General features: G+C 61.4%; 15 protein-coding genes. 12 read left to right on the top strand and 3 right to left on the bottom strand.

What is annotated here, in order from left to right; translation table 11 throughout:
- Nucleotides 1–14: 14 nt before the first annotated feature.
- The 3 genes from HX818_RS08565 to HX818_RS08555 all read right to left on the bottom strand — a co-directional run bounded on the left by HX818_RS08565 (nt 15) and on the right by HX818_RS08555 (nt 2,424).
- A complete protein-coding gene (locus HX818_RS08565; RefSeq protein ID WP_087692683.1) occupies nt 15–491 on the bottom strand; it encodes a (2Fe-2S)-binding protein in 477 nt (158 codons plus the stop codon).
- A 256-nt stretch (nt 492–747) separates the two neighbouring features.
- Nucleotides 748–1,182, bottom strand: coding sequence for a MarR family winged helix-turn-helix transcriptional regulator (locus HX818_RS08560; RefSeq protein WP_003215338.1), 435 nt, complete (start codon nt 1,180–1,182; stop codon nt 748–750).
- A 189-nt stretch (nt 1,183–1,371) separates the two neighbouring features.
- Entirely contained in the window at nt 1,372–2,424 is a 1,053-nt protein-coding gene (locus HX818_RS08555) for a 2,5-dihydroxypyridine 5,6-dioxygenase (RefSeq protein ID WP_003215335.1), read from the bottom strand.
- A gap of 308 nt (nt 2,425–2,732) precedes the next feature.
- On the opposite strand from HX818_RS08555, the gene HX818_RS08550 reads away from it, so the two are divergent.
- The 12 genes from HX818_RS08550 to HX818_RS08495 all read left to right on the top strand — a co-directional run bounded on the left by HX818_RS08550 (nt 2,733) and on the right by HX818_RS08495 (nt 15,919).
- The gene (locus tag HX818_RS08550) at nt 2,733–3,866 is read left to right on the top strand and encodes an FAD-dependent monooxygenase (protein WP_003215332.1); all 1,134 of its coding nucleotides are present in this window, start codon (nt 2,733–2,735) and stop codon (nt 3,864–3,866) included.
- A complete protein-coding gene (locus tag HX818_RS08545; RefSeq protein ID WP_177019833.1) occupies nt 3,863–4,672 on the top strand; it encodes an alpha/beta fold hydrolase in 810 nt (269 codons plus the stop codon). Before HX818_RS08550 ends, HX818_RS08545 begins: the two co-directional genes overlap by 4 nt.
- An 11-nt stretch (nt 4,673–4,683) precedes the next feature.
- Nucleotides 4,684–5,436 (top strand): Asp/Glu racemase, encoded by a 753-nt coding sequence (locus HX818_RS08540; protein WP_177019832.1) that lies wholly within the window; start codon nt 4,684–4,686, stop codon nt 5,434–5,436.
- Between the two features lie 140 nt (nt 5,437–5,576).
- Nucleotides 5,577–6,209, top strand: a complete 633-nt coding sequence (locus HX818_RS08535; protein WP_003215327.1) for an N-carbamoylsarcosine amidohydrolase — start codon at nt 5,577–5,579, stop codon at nt 6,207–6,209.
- Nucleotides 6,210–6,432: 223 nt separating this feature from the next.
- Nucleotides 6,433–7,743 (top strand): MFS transporter, encoded by a 1,311-nt coding sequence (locus HX818_RS08530; RefSeq protein ID WP_010169608.1) that lies wholly within the window; start codon nt 6,433–6,435, stop codon nt 7,741–7,743.
- Between the two features lie 27 nt (nt 7,744–7,770).
- Nucleotides 7,771–8,853, top strand: a complete 1,083-nt coding sequence (locus HX818_RS08525) for a nucleoside hydrolase (protein WP_008436139.1) — start codon at nt 7,771–7,773, stop codon at nt 8,851–8,853.
- Between the two features lie 71 nt (nt 8,854–8,924).
- The gene (locus tag HX818_RS08520) at nt 8,925–10,208 is read left to right on the top strand and encodes a glycosyltransferase (RefSeq protein ID WP_177019831.1); all 1,284 of its coding nucleotides are present in this window, start codon (nt 8,925–8,927) and stop codon (nt 10,206–10,208) included.
- A 71-nt stretch (nt 10,209–10,279) separates the two neighbouring features.
- The gene (locus HX818_RS08515) at nt 10,280–11,185 is read left to right on the top strand and encodes an AraC family transcriptional regulator (RefSeq protein WP_003215319.1); all 906 of its coding nucleotides are present in this window, start codon (nt 10,280–10,282) and stop codon (nt 11,183–11,185) included.
- A gap of 336 nt (nt 11,186–11,521) precedes the next feature.
- A complete protein-coding gene (locus tag HX818_RS08510; RefSeq protein WP_003215317.1) occupies nt 11,522–12,832 on the top strand; it encodes a sugar ABC transporter substrate-binding protein in 1,311 nt (436 codons plus the stop codon).
- Nucleotides 12,833–13,010: 178 nt separating this feature from the next.
- Nucleotides 13,011–13,937 (top strand): carbohydrate ABC transporter permease, encoded by a 927-nt coding sequence (locus HX818_RS08505; protein ID WP_003215314.1) that lies wholly within the window; start codon nt 13,011–13,013, stop codon nt 13,935–13,937.
- Between the two features lie 10 nt (nt 13,938–13,947).
- Complete coding sequence (locus HX818_RS08500) at nt 13,948–14,778, top strand: carbohydrate ABC transporter permease (protein ID WP_003215312.1); 831 nt, start codon at nt 13,948–13,950, stop codon at nt 14,776–14,778.
- Between the two features lie 37 nt (nt 14,779–14,815).
- A complete protein-coding gene (locus HX818_RS08495) occupies nt 14,816–15,919 on the top strand; it encodes an ABC transporter ATP-binding protein (RefSeq protein ID WP_003215310.1) in 1,104 nt (367 codons plus the stop codon).
- Nucleotides 15,920–15,929: the final 10 nt, after the last annotated feature.

Here is a 15,929-nt window from a genome sequence, read left to right as displayed (position 1 = left end):
TCATCGATCCACGTTCAAGGCATTTGGCGGGCGGCACGCAGCACCGCGCGGAGGATTTCGATATGGGTGCCACAGCGGCAGAGGTTGCCAGACAGTTCGCTGCGCACCTCGGCTTCGCTGGGGTTGGGATTGCGGTCGAGCAAGGCCTTGGCGGTCATGATCATGCCGTTGAGGCAGTAGCCGCACTGGGCGGCCTGTTCATCGATGAAGGCCTGCTGCACCGGGTGCGGGGTCTGGCGGGTGCCGAGGCCTTCGAGGGTGACGATGTTGCGGCCCACGGCACCCGACAGGGGGAAGACGCAGGAGCGTGCAGCCACGCCGTCGATGATCACCGTGCAGGCGCCGCACTCCCCCAGGCCGCAGCCGTATTTGGGGCCGTTGAGTTGCAGGTCATTGCGCAGAATCAACAACAGCGGGGTGTCGGCCATTGCGCTGACTTCGCTGGTGTGGCCGTTGACCTCAAGCGTTACCGTGATGTTCTGGCTGGTCATTCGCTTCGCCCGTTGGATTTGGTGAAGTGTCCACTACATCAAACAGTCAAAAAAAAGCGTCGCGTACCTGGGGTCTCGCGACACACTTGACGGGTGAAGTGGTTACTACATCAACGTAGAGCAAAAACGGTGCCAGAAGATTGATGAATAGCTGTGGCGAGGGAGCTTGCTCCCGCTGGGTTGCGAAGCGACCCCAAAAGATGGGCCTGCTGCGCAGTCCGGCGGGAGCAAGCTTCCTCACCACAGGGGATCGGGGTCAGGTTTGGGGGTCTTCGATCATTTTGCGGAGCAGGAAGAGTACGGCGACGCGTTCGGCGGGGTTTAGGTTGCTCAGGGTCAGTTCGGTGATGGTGGCGGCGCAGGGCACGGTTTGCTGCACCAGGGCGGCGCCGGAGTCGGATAGGTTGACCACGACTTTGCGTTTGTCCTGCGGGTCGGGTTCGAGGGTGATCAGTTCGCGGGCCTTGAGGCGTTCGACGATGCCACGGATGGTCGCCTGGTCGACGGCGGTGGCCTTGACCAGTTCGGTGAGCGAACTTGCACCGTGATCGCGCAGGGCGCACAGAGTGACGAACTGCACGGCGGTGAGCTGCGAGTCGCCGACGTTCTGCTGGAAGATCGCCAGGTGACGCTGGTAGGCCTTGCGCAGCAGGTGGCCGACTTGTTCGGAGAAAACGTAGGAATCAGGCACGGCGGGCTCGGGAAGGCGGTGGTCGATGGGGTGGCATGATGGCGGGGTTGTGGAAATGACTCAAGGATCTCATTGCCGGAACGCGGTTGAAATGTGGGAGCGGGCTTGCTCGCGAATGCGGTGTGTCAGGTGGCGCATGTGTGACTGACGTACCGCATTCGCGAGCAAGCCCGCTCCCACATTGGATGTTTAGTGGGCCAGGGAGGCCTTGGGGGCTACGACGTCGCCGGCGATGACTACGGCCTCATCATCGAGGTAGACGTCGCAATTGCGCAGCGGGATGTCCATGTGGCACGGCGTCTTGCGGGTGCCGCCGACTTCGGTGTTCGGGCCGGTGGAGAACAGGAAGTTGCCGTAGAACGCGCGGGCGTCCATGCACATGCCGTCGTTCTTGTCGTGCAGGCCCATGGCCGTCCATTGCGCCCGTGGCTGCAGGCCCCAGCCTATGTGGGAGATGCCATATACCTCGGGGTCGTTGAAGTATTTCATGTAGTCGCGCAGGTATTCGGCCTCGAAACCACCGTGGATTCTGGTGATGAAGCCCTTCTCGATCTCCAGGGTGATTTTCTCCCGGGTGTAGGTCTTGAACGGCAGCAGGATGTCGCCGATATCCAGCACCAGCACGCCCTCTGCAGTTTCCTCATTGGGCCAGGAGAACAGGAAGCCGCTCGGCCAGTGGTCCCAGCGTCCCGGTTCGTCGGCAAAGCCGTATTCGGTGACGGACGGGTATTGCCCCAGCGCCGCCCGGAAATCACTGCCGGCGCGGGATTTGACGTGGATCGAGCGGGCTTTTTTCAGCAGTTCTTCAGCGGCCAGCACGCGCACTTTGTCCTCTTCGGTCGGCAGCATGCGCGCCAGCACTTCCGGGGGTTCCACCGCCAGCAGGATGCGCGTGCCGGTCTTTAGGATCTGTTCCTGCTCCGGCGAGTGCAACAGCATCATGGTGTCGACGATCAGGTCTGCCGCTTCCAGCGCCCGCTGCGCCGCGATATTACCGGTCAGGGCGGTGTCGCCACAGTAGGCGGTCATGTCATTGCCCATCGCCCGGGGATGGTTGAACGACGGCAACTCCACCGCATACACCTTGGCCCCCAGGCGCTGCGCCGCGTCCATCGCGGCGCGCACGGTGCGCGGGTCGGAGTAATGGCTCTTGAGCACGGCGACGCTCTGGGTCGGGTCGACCTTCGAGAGCTTCAACACGTGCTCAAACATCTGGGTCAGTTCGCAATCACTTACCGGCATTTCCTGTCTCCTCAGCTGCTGCACCAAGATCTTGCAGGGCGCTTCACTCTAGTGCGTTTTTATAGCGTATACGCCAATTAATCACGATAAGAACTGATTTCATCATGGACTGCAAGCACCACGCCAAAACGTTACGAATCCACACAAGCCCAGTTATATATGGAGATAACCGGTTACAAGGGATCGATATGGCCAAAAAAACAATTTTTCAGGCGTGGGCTTTTCATTTGAAAAAATGAGCGTATACACTTTAAAAACCTTGCGGACAGACGCCGCCGGCCATTATTCGAAAAAGAGGACCACGCCCCATGGGAAGCACACAAAAAATCGCAATCGTCGGCGCCGGCCTTGGCGGTGCCGCCGCTGCCACCCTGCTGCAACAGGCAGGGTTCGACGTGGACATCTACGAGCAGGCGCCGGAGTTTTCCCGCCTGGGTGCCGGGATCCACATGGGCCCCAACATCATGAAAATCTTCCGCCGCATGGGCATCGAAAAACAGCTGGACCTGATGGGGTCGCACCCCGAGCACTGGTTCAGCCGCGATGGTGAAACCGGCGACTACCTGTCACGCATTCCCCTGACTGGCTACGGCGCGTCCTACATCACCGTGCATCGCGGCGATCTGCACGCGCTGCAGATGTCCACTCTCAAGCCCGGCACCCTGCACTTCAACAAGCGCCTGGAAACCCTTGAAGAAACCGATACCCAGGTGCGCCTGACTTTCGCCGACGGCGAGGTAACCTACGCCGACATCGTGATCGGTGCCGACGGCATCAACTCGCGCATTCGTGAAGAGCTGCTGGGTGCCGAAAAACCGTTGTACAGCGGCTGGGTCGCGCACCGTGCGCTGATCCGTGGCGACCAGTTGGCCAAGTACGACCTGAAGTTCGAAGACTGCATCAAGTGGTGGACCGAGGACCGGCACATGATGGTCTACTACACCACCGGCAAGCGCGACGAGTACTACTACGTCACCGGCGTGCCGCACCCGGAATGGGACTTCCAGGGCGCCTTCGTCGACAGCAGCCGGGAGGAGATGTTCGACGCCTTCAAGGGCTACCACCCGACCGTCCAGGCCCTGATCGAATCCACCGAAAGCGTGACCAAATGGCCGTTGCGCAACCGCAACCCGCTGCCGTTGTGGAGCCGTGGTCGCCTGGTATTGCTGGGCGATGCCTGCCACCCGATGAAACCCCATATGGCTCAGGGCGCCGGCATGGCCATCGAAGACGCCGCGATGCTGACGCGCTGCCTGCAGGAAACCGGGATCGGCGACTACCGCACCGCGTTCGAGCTGTATGAAGCCAACCGCAAGGAACGCGCGTCCCGGGTGCAGGCCGTGTCCAACGCCAACACCTGGCTGCGCACCCAGGAAGATCCGGACTGGGTCTACGGCTATGACCTCTACGCCCAGCAACTGAAATCGGGGGTGGCGGCGTGAGCAGCTTTCTCTATGGCGGCAACGTCCAGGCCAATGGTATCCGCCAGCATTACCTGCGTTACGGCGGCAAGGGCCCGGCACTGATCCTGATTCCCGGCATCACCAGCCCGGCGATTACCTGGGGTTTTGTCGCGGAACGCCTGGGTTTGCACTTCGACACCTACGTGCTGGACGTGCGCGGTCGCGGCCTGTCGTCCACCGGCCCGGAGCTGGACTACAGCGCCGACACCTGCGCCGATGACATTGGCGCGTTTGCCGACGCCCTGAAGCTCGACAGCTATCACCTGGTCGGCCATTCCATGGGCGCGCGGTTTGCCGTACGCAGTGCGGTGCGCCATCCACAAGGTGTCAACCGCGTGGTGTTGATCGACCCGCCGATGTCCGGACCGGGTCGCCGCGAATACCCAAGCAAACTGCCGTGGTACGTCGATTCGATTCGTCAATCCCAGGTCGGCATGGATGCAGAGGCGATGCGCGCCTTCTGCGCCACCTGGACCGACGAACAACTGCAACTGCGCGCCGAATGGCTGCACACCTGCTACGAGCCGGCGATCGTGCGTGCGTTCAATGACTTCCATACCGTCGACTTTCATCAGGACCTGCCGCACCTGGGGGCTCCTGCCCTGCTGATTGTTGCCGGACGCGGCGGTGTAATTCAGGCCGAAGATGTCGCGGAAGTCCGACAGTTACAGCCGACCCTACAGGTCGCCCATGTGCCAAATGCAGGACACATGATCCCCTGGGATGACCTTGAAGGCTTTTTCGCTGCCTTCGGCGACTTCCTCGGCCAGCCCCTGACTGCATAACGGAGACCATCATGCTCAAGCCTTATCGCATCGGCCAGATTGTGCCGAGCTCCAACACCACCATGGAAACCGAGATCCCGGCGATGCTTAACGCGCGCCAGGCGATCCGCCCGGAACGTTTCACCTTTCACTCCAGCCGCATGCGCATGAAGCAAGTGCGCAAGGAAGAACTGGCGGCCATGGACGGTGAGTCCGACCGTTGCGCCATCGAACTGTCCGACGCCAAGGTCGACGTGCTGGGCTACGCCTGCCTGGTAGCGATCATGGCCATGGGGCTGGGTTACCACCGCAAGTCCGAGCAACGCCTGCGCAAGGCCACCGCCGACAACCACGCCAACGCCCCGGTGATCACCAGCGCCGGCGCCCTGATCGAAGGCTTGAAAGTCATGGGCGCCAAACGCATCGCCATTGTTGCGCCGTACATGAAACCGCTGACCGAACTGGTGGTGAACTACATCCGCGAAGAAGGCTTTGAAGTGGTGGACTGGCGCGCCCTGGAAATCCCCGACAACCTCGAAGTGGCCCGCCACGACCCGGCCAACCTGCCGGCGATTGTTGCCGGGATGAACCTGGAAGGTGTCGACGTAATCGTACTGTCGGCCTGCGTACAAATGCAGTCGCTGCCCGTGGTCGCGAAGGTCGAAGCCCAGACCGGCCTGCCGGTACTCACCGCCGCCATCGCCACCACCTACGCCATGCTCAAGGCCCTGGACCTGGAACCCATCGTCCCCGGCGCCGGCGCCCTCCTGTCGGGAGCCTACTAAAAACGCTTTTGTGGCGAGGGAGCTTGCTCCCGCTGGGGTGCGAAGCGCCCCCAAAAAAAACAGGCCTGCTACGCAGCCCAACGGGAGCAAGCTCCCTCGCCACAAGGTTATGTGCACTGTCCATTACCGAGGACTGAAAGATGAGCGAACAATCCGCCGACGCCAACTACCAGGGCGTCTGGGGTAACCGAATCGGCTTCGGCAAAAAATCCGCCCTGCTGATGATCGACTTCATGCAAGGCTATACCACCGAAGGCGCGCCACTGTTTGCCCCCGAAGTGCGCATCGCCGTGGCCGAAAGCGTCGAGCTGCTGGCCTGCGCCAGACGTCACGGGATCAGCGTGGTGCACACCAATATCCGCTACCATCCGGGCCATTTCGCCGACGGCGGTATCTGGGTAAAAAAGGCCCCGGTGATGAAAGACATGGTCGAGGGCAACCCCCTCGCCGCGTTCTGCACCGAGGTCTTGCCCCTGGCCAATGAAGTGGTCATCACCAAACAATACGCCAGCGCGTTTTTCGGCAGCAGCCTGGCCCCGATGCTGCACGCCCAGGGCATCGACACCGTGGTGCTCGCCGGCTGTTCCACCAGCGGCTGCATCCGGGCCACCGCAGTGGATGCGGTGCAACATGGGTTTCGTACCATCGTCGTGCGCGAATGCGTCGGCGACCGCCACCCGGCGCCCCATGAAGCCAACTTGTTCGATATCGACAGCAAGTACGGCGACGTGGTGAGCAAGCAGGAGGCGATGAGCAAGTTCAAGGAGCAGTAACGCGTCAACAGGAACCACGACAAAGAGCGTGGTCCGGAAAAAACTGAGCGCCCACGCTGGAGTGCAGTCGAATGTGGGAGCAAGCCCGCTCCCACACTTGATCACCTCCAACAGGGCCACCTCAGTCTTCTGTCACTGCCTTTGGAAGTCGCTTTCACAGCACTCCGAAGTGCTGAAAAAGCGGCTGTATAAAAACCATAAGTCACCGCCAGGAGACACCTCAATGCCCATTGCGAATGCAGCGCCCGCGACTACGGTCGCCGATCCGGTCCACACGCTCTACCACAAGATCACCTGGAAGCTGATTCCGTTCCTGTGTTTCTGCTACCTCGCGGCCTACCTGGACCGCATCAATATCGGCTTCGCCAAACTGCAGATGCTCGACCAGCTGCACTTCAGCGAAACCGCGTTCGGCCTCGGTGCCGGGCTGTTCTTTGTCGGCTATATCATCTTCGAAGTCCCCAGCAACCTGATCCTGGAAAAGGTCGGGGCGAAGATCTGGATCGCCCGCATCATGATCACCTGGGGCCTGCTGTCGGCCTGCACCATGCTGGTCACCTCCACCACCCAGTTCTACATCCTGCGGTTCCTGCTGGGTGCGGCCGAAGCCGGGTTTCTGCCGGGCGTGCTGTATTACCTGACCACCTGGTTTCCCACCCATCGCCGGGGGCGGATCATCGCCCTGTTCATGATCGGCCTGCCGCTGTCCAGCGTGATCGGCGGCCCGTTGTCCGGCTGGATCATGGGCCACTTCGACAACATGGCCGGCCTGCGCGGCTGGCAGTGGCTTTTCCTGATCGAAGCGGTGCCCAGCGTGCTGCTCGGTGTGTGGACCTTCTGGGCGCTGCCCAATACCTATCAGCAAGCCAAGTGGCTGTCGCCGGAAGAAAAAACCCTGCTGGAAAGCGAGCTGCGCAAGGACGACGCCGACGGTGCCGGCAGCAAACACAGCTTCCGCGACGGCTTCTTCAACCTCAAGGTGTGGATGCTCGGCGGTATCGACTTCTCGATCCTGCTCAGTGCCTATGCCATGGGGTTCTGGATGCCCACATTCATCCGCAACGCCGGGATTACCGACACTTTCCACATCGGCATCCTCACGGCCCTGCCCAGCGTGGCGGCCCTCTTGGGCATGCTGCTGATCGGCGCCAGCTCCGACAAACACCGCGAACGCCGCTGGCACATCATCGTGCCGTTCTTCATCGGCGCGGCGGCGATGGCTACCAGCACGTTCTTCACCCATAACGTGGTCGCCACCGTGGCGCTGTTTGCGATTGCCTCGGCGGCGATCATCGGTGCGGTGCCGGTGTTTTTCAGCCTGCCGGCGACCTTCCTGAAAGGCACCGCAGCGGCCACCGGCTTTGCCCTGGCCTGCTCGCTGGCGAACATCGCAGGCCTGGTGAGCAACTCGTTGATGGGCGTGGCGATTGACGTCACCGGCAGCAGCGCAGGGGCCTTGTGGTTTTTTGCCGGCTGCCTGATTCTCAGCAGCTTCCTGGTGATCGCCTTGCCGGCGAAGCTGGTAAACCGCTAACAACAACAATTTTTCGGGTGAGTCTCCATGCAAGGTTTCATCAAGCGCTGTGCCCTGCTTGTCGCCGTGGGCCTGTGTGCCGGTACGGCGCAGGCCGCAGAAAAGGTCATCTTCGACACCGACTTCAACGTGCTCAACGATGACGGCCAGGCCTTTATCATGCTCGCCCAGCTGCACGGGCAAAAACGCATCGACCTGCTGGGCATGACCCTGGTCAGCGGCAACGCCTGGGTCGACCAGGAACAGGTCGACGCCCTCAAGGCGGTGGAACGCATGGGTGTGGAGAAGGAAGTCGGCGTGTATTCCGGCGCCGCCTACCCGCTGCTGCATGACTACGCCACCTATGAGGCGGAAAAAGCCCTGTTCGGTTCCGGCTGGCCGGGTGCGTTCAAGAACCCGCGGCCAACCAGTGCCTCACAACTGGTCGCGCCACCGGACGGCCTGGCGACCCACACCAGGCTGCGCAAGGAAACCGCCGCCCAGTTCATCGTCGACAGCGTACGGGCCAACCCCCACGAGGTAACGATCCTGGCGGTCGGCCCGCTGACCAACATTGCCCTGGCGATTCGCTCGGCGCCGGACATCGTGCCGCTGATCAAGCGCATCGTGTACATGGGCGGCGCGCTGGAGATTCCGGGCAACACCACGCCGGCGGCGGAGTTCAACTGGTGGTTCGACCCGGAGGCGGCGAAGATCGTGTTGCGCTCGCCCATCGAACACGTGATTTTTCCCAACGATGTCTGTGAGAAAGTCACCTTCGACAAGTCGGTGTATGAGCGGGTGATCGCACACAAAGGCCCGATTGCCGACCTGTACAAGCACGAGTTCGGGCCACTGTTCGCCAAGGACCCGGCTTACCACAGCTTCACCTGGGACAGCCTGCCGGCACTGTTTCTCGTGAACCCCGGGATCGTCACCGAATCCCGCGAGCTGTGGGTGGACGTGGATGCCACCTTCGGCGCCGACTACGGCCGGGCACTGGGCTACAAGAAAGGCGCGCCGGTCGGCACGCAAAAGGCCAAGGTGGTCTTCGCGGTGGACCAGAAGCAGTTCTGGGACGGTTATGTAGGGTTGGTGACGCTGCCGACGCCGGTCAACATCTTCCGCTGAGTGCGCCGGAACTTGAGGGGCTGTGGTTTAATTGCGCGCCTTTGCCCAGCCCTTCAAGGAATCCGTTGTCGATGAATCAGCCCGCCACCAAAGTCCTGGTCATTGGCTACGTCTGGCCAGAGCCTCGCTCCTCGGCGGCCAGCGGGCACATGATGCAGATTCTGGAGAGTTTCCTGGCCCAAGGCTGGGACATCACCTTCAGCAGCCCGGCGGTCACCGGCGAACACAAGGCCGACCTGCCCGCCCTGGGCATTCGCGAATGCGCGATCGAGTTGAATAACAGCAGTTTCGACGCGTTTATCCAGCAATTGGCTCCGGATATCGTGCTGTTCGACCGCTTCATGATGGAAGAACAGTTCGGCTGGCGCGTGGAAAAATCCTGCCCGAATGCTCTTCGGGTGCTGGAAGCATCCGACCTGCAAAGCCTGCGGGACGCCCGCCACCAGCGCCTCAAGGATTTCCTGAAGGCGCACCCCGAAGCTGATGACTTCGACGCGCTGTTCAGCCGGGACCTGGCCGCCGAATTCGATGACATGGCCGACACCGACCTGGCCAAGCGCGAGATCGCCGCGATCTACCGCTGCGACATCAGCCTGATGATCTCCGACGTGGAAATCCAGTTGCTGACCGAACACTTCAAGGTGCCCGCTGCCCTGCTCCACTGGTGCCCGTTGATGCTGGCGCCGCCCACCGAAGCCTTTGCCCCCTTTGAGGACCGTGCCCACTTCCTGAGCATCGGCAATTTCCGCCATGCGCCGAACTGGGATGCGGTGTTGTGGATGAAGAACAGTGTGTGGCCGCTGATCCGCCAGCAACTGCCCGGCGCTCAACTCCACGTGTACGGCGCCTATACGCCACCCAAGGCCACCGCGCTGCACAACCCGGCCCAGGGCTTCCACGTGATGAATTGGGCCGAGGATGCATTGCAGGTCATGAGCGCTGCGCGTATCTGCCTGGCGCCACTGCGCTTTGGTGCCGGGATCAAGGGCAAGCTGGCCGACGCGATGCTCTGCGGCACACCCAGCGTTACCACACCGATTGGCGCCGAAGCCATGGGCGAACCGTGGCCCGGCGTGGTCGAACACAGCGCCATTGCACTGGCGGCTGCGGCGGTTGCGTTGTATCAAGACCCGCCACGCTGGACCCAGGCCCAGGAAGATGGCCGGCAGTTACTGGCCCGCCGTTACGCCCACGACCTCCACGGCCCGGCCCTGGTGGAGCGCCTGGAGCAGTGCCGCCGCCAGTTGGCCGAGCACCGTCGGAACAATTTCACCGGCAGCATGCTGCGCCACCACCTGCACAAAAGTACCCAGTACATGGCGCAGTGGATCGAGGCGAAAAACCGTACGCTGTAGACACAGACGCTGGCGAGGTGGCGCGCAAGGGGGCATTATCCTTTTCGCAACCACAATAAAGCGACTGCAGCATGACCCGAGCAGCGAGAATCACCGATCCTTCCTACGAGCTGATGGACGATCACAACGGTCTGTCCATCATCTATCGCCAACACGGCTTCCCGTGCCCGTTGGTGCGCTGGCATTTCCACAAGGAATACGAGCTGCACCTGATCGTTGCCAGCTCCGGCAAGGTGTTTATCGGCGACTACATCGGCAACTTCTACCCGGAAAGCCTTTTCCTCACCGGCCCCAACCTGCCCCACAACTGGATCAGCCAGGTGGCCGAGGACGAAGTGGTGCCCAAGCGCGACATGCTGGTGAACTTCACCGACGAGCTGTTCGACGGCGGCAGCCATGTCTTTGCCGAGCTCAAGACCCTGGCGCCACTGCTGGAACGGGCGCAATACGGCATCGAATTTCGCTGCAAGAAGACCATCGCCCAGGCCATGACCCTGATGCAGCGCATCGAGGACGCCCAGGGCATGGCGCGCCTGGGGCACTTCTTCATCCTGATGGAAGTGCTGAGTGCCTGCGAGGACTACCAGCTGCTCTCCGGCGTGACCACGCCGCAATTGGCGGACGAACACAGCATCGACCGCACCAACCGCGCGGTGGACTACATTTTTGCCCACTACGCGCGGGAGCTGTCCCTGGAAGAGGTGGCCGAATACCTCGGCATGAAACCCACCTATTTCTCCCGCGTGTTCAAACAAGCCACCGGCCGCACCTTCATCGAATTCGTCAACCGCCTGCGCATCAGCAAGTCCTGCGAGCTGCTGGCCGATGGTGACAAAGCCGTGACCGATGTGTGCTTCGAGTCAGGCTTCAACAACATCTCCAATTTCAACCGCCGCTTCCAGCAGCTCAAGGGCATGACCCCCTCGCACTACCGGCGCCTGGCGGTGCAGCGCCTGACCGAGCAGAACCTCGCCTGAAAACGCGCGCTCCTGTGGGAACCCGCTTGTGTGGGAGCGGGCTTGCTCGCGAATGCAGTGTGTCAGGCAGCGCAAATGTCGGCTGATTCACCGCCTTCGCGAGCAAGCCCGCTCCCACATTTGCATCGCGCTCACGCAGGAAGCCGATCGCTCCCAGCGAATCGTTTCAGCAATTTTCCGCCTCAGTGCAAAAAAGTATCAGTAAAAGTGCTCCCAAGGATTTGTCAGCACGTCAATTGAAGGCTGTAATCAACGCACACTCTTCCAGCTGTCGTGGAAGACACAACAACAATAACTGTCCTTCTGCAGCCCCTGGGCGCAGAAATGGAGTGCGCGATGAAGTTCACAGCCAAAGCTCTGCTTGCCTGCACCTGCATGACCCTCAGCGCCGTCAGTCTTGGCGCGCAAACCCTGACCATTGCCACCGTCAACAACAGCGACATGATCCGCATGCAAAAGCTCTCGAAAACCTTCGAGACCGAGCATCCGGAGATCAAGCTGAACTGGGTGGTACTCGAAGAAAACGTCCTGCGCCAACGCCTCACCACCGACATCGCCACCCAGGGCGGACAGTTCGACGTGTTGACCATCGGCATGTACGAAGCTGCACTCTGGGGCGCCAAAGGCTGGCTGGAACCGATGAAGGACCTGCCTGCTTCCTACGACCTGGACGACGTTTTCCCTTCCGTGCGTGACGGTCTTTCCGTCAAGGGCTCGCTGTATGCCCTGCCGTTCTACGCCGAAAGCTCCATCACCTACTACCGCACCGACCTGTTCAAGGACGCCGGGCTGACCATGCCCGAGCACCCGACCTGGACCCAGATCGGCGAATTCGCCGCCAAACTCACCAACAAGGACAAAGAGCAGTACGGCCTGTGCCTGCGCGGCAAGGCTGGTTGGGGCGAGAACATGGCGCTGATCACCACCCTGGCCAACGGCTACGGTGCACGCTGGTTCGATGAGAAGTGGCAACCGGAATTCAACGGGCCAGAGTGGAAAGACGCACTGAACTTCTACGTCGACAACATGAAGAAATCCGGCCCGCCGGGCGCTTCCAGCAACGGTTTCAACGAAAACCTGGCGCTGTTCAACAGCGGCAAGTGCGCGATCTGGGTCGACGCCAGCGTCGCCGGATCGTTCGTCACCGACAAGACCCAAAGCAAGGTGGCTGACCACGTCGGCTTCACCTTTGCCCCCCACGAGAAGACCGACAAAGGTACTTCGTGGCTGTACTCCTGGTCCCTGGGGATTCCAACCAGTTCCAAAGCCAAGGACGCTGCCAAGGTGTTCACCACCTGGGCCACTTCCAAGGAATACAGCCAGTTGGTCGCCAAGACCGACGGGATTGCCAACGTACCGCCAGGTACCCGCAAATCGACCTACAGCGACGAATACATGAAGGCCGCGCCGTTTGCCAAGGTCACGCTGGAATCGCTGAAAGTCGCCGACCCGAAAGACCCGTCGGCCAAGCCGGTGCCGTATGTGGGCATCCAGCTGGTGACCATTCCTGAATTCCAGGCGATTGGTACCCAGGTCGGCAAGTTCTTCTCCAGCGCACTGACCGGTGGCTCCACTGCCGAAAAAGCCCTGGCGGATGCACAGACCTTCACCGAACGCGAAATGAAGCGGGCCGGTTATCCCAAGTAAAGCGGTCTCACCACACTGAATGTGGGAACCCGCTTTATGTAGGAGCCGGGCTTGCCCGCGATGCAGACAACTCGGTCTGTCAGTTTCACCGAGGCGCTCTCATCGCAGGCAAGCCAGCTCCCACATTTGACCGCACTCCGACCCGCATTCCGCATGTACCTGACTGGTCCTGATCACCATGAATACCACCACTGCCCAAGTGCAAACCGCTACGCCGGACAAGCCGCGTAAAAGCCGCCTGATCAACCCCGGCTGGTTCCTCGTCAGCCCCTCGGTGGCCTTGTTGCTGCTGTGGATGATCGTGCCGCTGGGCATGACCCTGTACTTCTCGCTGATTCGCTACAACCTGCTCTACCCCGGCGAAAACCAATTCGTGGGGCTGGAGAACTTCACCTACTTCATCACTGACTCGGGCTTCCTGCCCGGCGCCACCAACACCCTGTTGCTGGTGGGCAGCGTGTTGCTGATCAGCGTGGTGTTTGGCGTATTGATCAGCGCCCTGCTGGAAGCCAGCGAGTTCTTCGGTCGCGGCCTGGTGCGGGTGTTGCTGATTTCACCGTTCTTCATCATGCCCACCGTCGGTGCGCTGATCTGGAAGAACCTGATTTTCCATCCGGTGTCGGGGATCCTCGCCTACGTGTGGAAGCTGTTCGGCGCCCAGCCGGTGGACTGGCTGGCCCATTACCCGTTGCTGTCGATCATTATCATCGTGTCCTGGCAGTGGCTGCCCTTCGCGATCCTGCTGCTGATGACCGCCATGCAGTCCCTCGACCAGGAACAGAAGGAAGCCGCCCGCCTCGACGGTGCCGGCGCCATCGCGATCTTCTGGCACCTGACCCTGCCGCACCTGGCACGTCCGATTGCCGTGGTGGTGATGATCGAAACGATCTTCCTGCTCTCGGTGTTCGCCGAAATCTTCACCACCACCAACGGTGGCCCCGGCTACGCCTCGACCAACCTCGCCTACCTGATCTACAACCAGGCGCTGGTGCAGTTCGACGTGGGCATGGCCTCGGCCGGCGGCTTGATTGCCGTGGTCATCGCCAATATCGCGGCGATCATCCTGGTGCGGATGATCGGCAAAAACCTGACTGACAAGCCTTGAGGGCCGCGCCATGACGCTTCAACAATCCCGCCGCCTGCAAAGCGTACTGCTCGGCACCCTGGCCTGGGCCATCGCGATCCTGATTTTCTTCCCGATCTTCTGGATGGTGCTGACCAGCTTCAAGACCGAAATCGACGCGTTCGCCACGCCGCCGCAGTTCATCTTCACGCCGACGCTGGAGAACTACCTGCACATCAACGAGCGCAGCAACTACTTCAGCTACGCCTGGAACTCGGTGCTGATTTCCTTCAGCGCCACCGCCCTGTGCCTGCTGATCTCGGTACCGGCCGCCTACTCCATGGCGTTCTACGAGACCAAGCGCACCAAGGGCACGCTGCTGTGGATGCTCTCCACCAAGATGTTGCCGCCGGTGGGCGTACTGATGCCGATCTACCTGCTGGCCAAGAGCTTCGGCCTGCTGGATACACGCATTGCGCTGATCATCATCTACACCCTGATCAACCTGCCGATCGTGGTCTGGATGGTTTACACCTACTTCAAGGACATCCCCAAGGACATCCTCGAAGCCGCCCGCCTGGACGGCGCCACCCTGTGGCAGGAAATGGTCCGGGTGCTGCTGCCGATCGCCAAGGGCGGCCTGGCTTCCACGGTGCTGCTGTCGCTGATCCTGTGCTGGAACGAGGCGTTCTGGTCGCTGAACCTGACCTCGTCCAACGCCGCGCCGCTCACCGCGCTGATCGCCTCCTACTCCAGCCCCGAAGGCTTGTTCTGGGCCAAATTGTCTGCCGTGTCGACCCTGGCCTGTGCGCCGATCCTGATCTTTGGCTGGATCAGCCAGAAACAGCTGGTCCGCGGTTTGTCCTTCGGCGCCGTGAAGTAACGGCTCCTTCAAAAATATTTAGAAGCGGAGGCCCATCATGGCCAACCTGAAAATCAAGAATCTGCAAAAAGGCTTCGAAGGCTTCTCCATCATCAAGGGCATCGACCTTGAAGTGAACGACAAGGAGTTCGTGGTGTTCGTCGGCCCGTCGGGCTGCGGCAAATCCACCCTGCTGCGCTTGATTGCCGGCCTGGAAGAAGTCACCGAAGGCACCATCGAGCTGGATGGTCGCGACATCACCGAAGTCACCCCGGCCAAGCGCGACCTGGCGATGGTGTTCCAGACCTACGCCCTGTACCCGCACATGAGCGTGCGCAAGAACATGTCGTTTGCCCTGGACCTGGCCGGCGTCGACAAGAAGATTGTCGAGAGCAAGGTCAACGAAGCAGCACGTATCCTGGAGCTGGGCCCTTTGCTTGAGCGCAAGCCAAAGCAGTTGTCCGGCGGCCAGCGCCAGCGTGTCGCCATTGGCCGTGCGATTGTGCGTAACCCGAAGATCTTCCTGTTCGACGAACCCCTGTCCAACCTCGATGCCGCCCTGCGGGTGCAGATGCGCCTGGAGCTGTCGCGCCTGCATAAAGAGCTGCAAGCCACGATGATCTACGTGACCCACGACCAGGTCGAAGCCATGACCCTGGCCGACAAGGTGGTGGTACTGAACAGCGGCCGCGTGGAACAGGTGGGCTCGCCGCTGGAGCTGTATCACCAGCCGGCCAACCTGTTTGTCGCAGGTTTTTTGGGCACGCCGAAAATGGGTTTCCTCAAGGGCAAGGTCACTCGCGTTGACCCACAGAGCTGCGAAGTCGAACTGGACGCCGGCGGCCGCATCAGCCTGCCCCTGAGCAGCGCGACCTTGAGCGTCGGCAGCGCCGTGACCCTGGGCATTCGCCCGGAGCACCTGGAAATCGCCGCGCCGGGGCAAGCCACCCTGACCGTCACCGCCGACGTCGGCGAGCGCCTCGGCAGCGACACCTTCTGCCACGTGATTACCGCCAGCAAGGAGCCGTTGACCCTGCGGATCCGTGGCGACATGGCCAGCCAATATGGCGAGACCCTGCAGCTGTACCTGGACCCGACCCAATGCCATCTGTTCGACGCTGAGGGTGTTGCCGTGGCCCGCCCACTGCGCGCCGCCGCCTGATTTCGCGAGA

It is taken from the genome of Pseudomonas sp. F9001 (assembly GCF_013385435.1).
Classification (GTDB): Bacteria; Pseudomonadota; Gammaproteobacteria; order Pseudomonadales; family Pseudomonadaceae; genus Aquipseudomonas.
The sequence above is the reverse complement of the archived record's forward strand: the minus strand, read 5'-3'. Positions and strand labels throughout refer to the sequence as shown.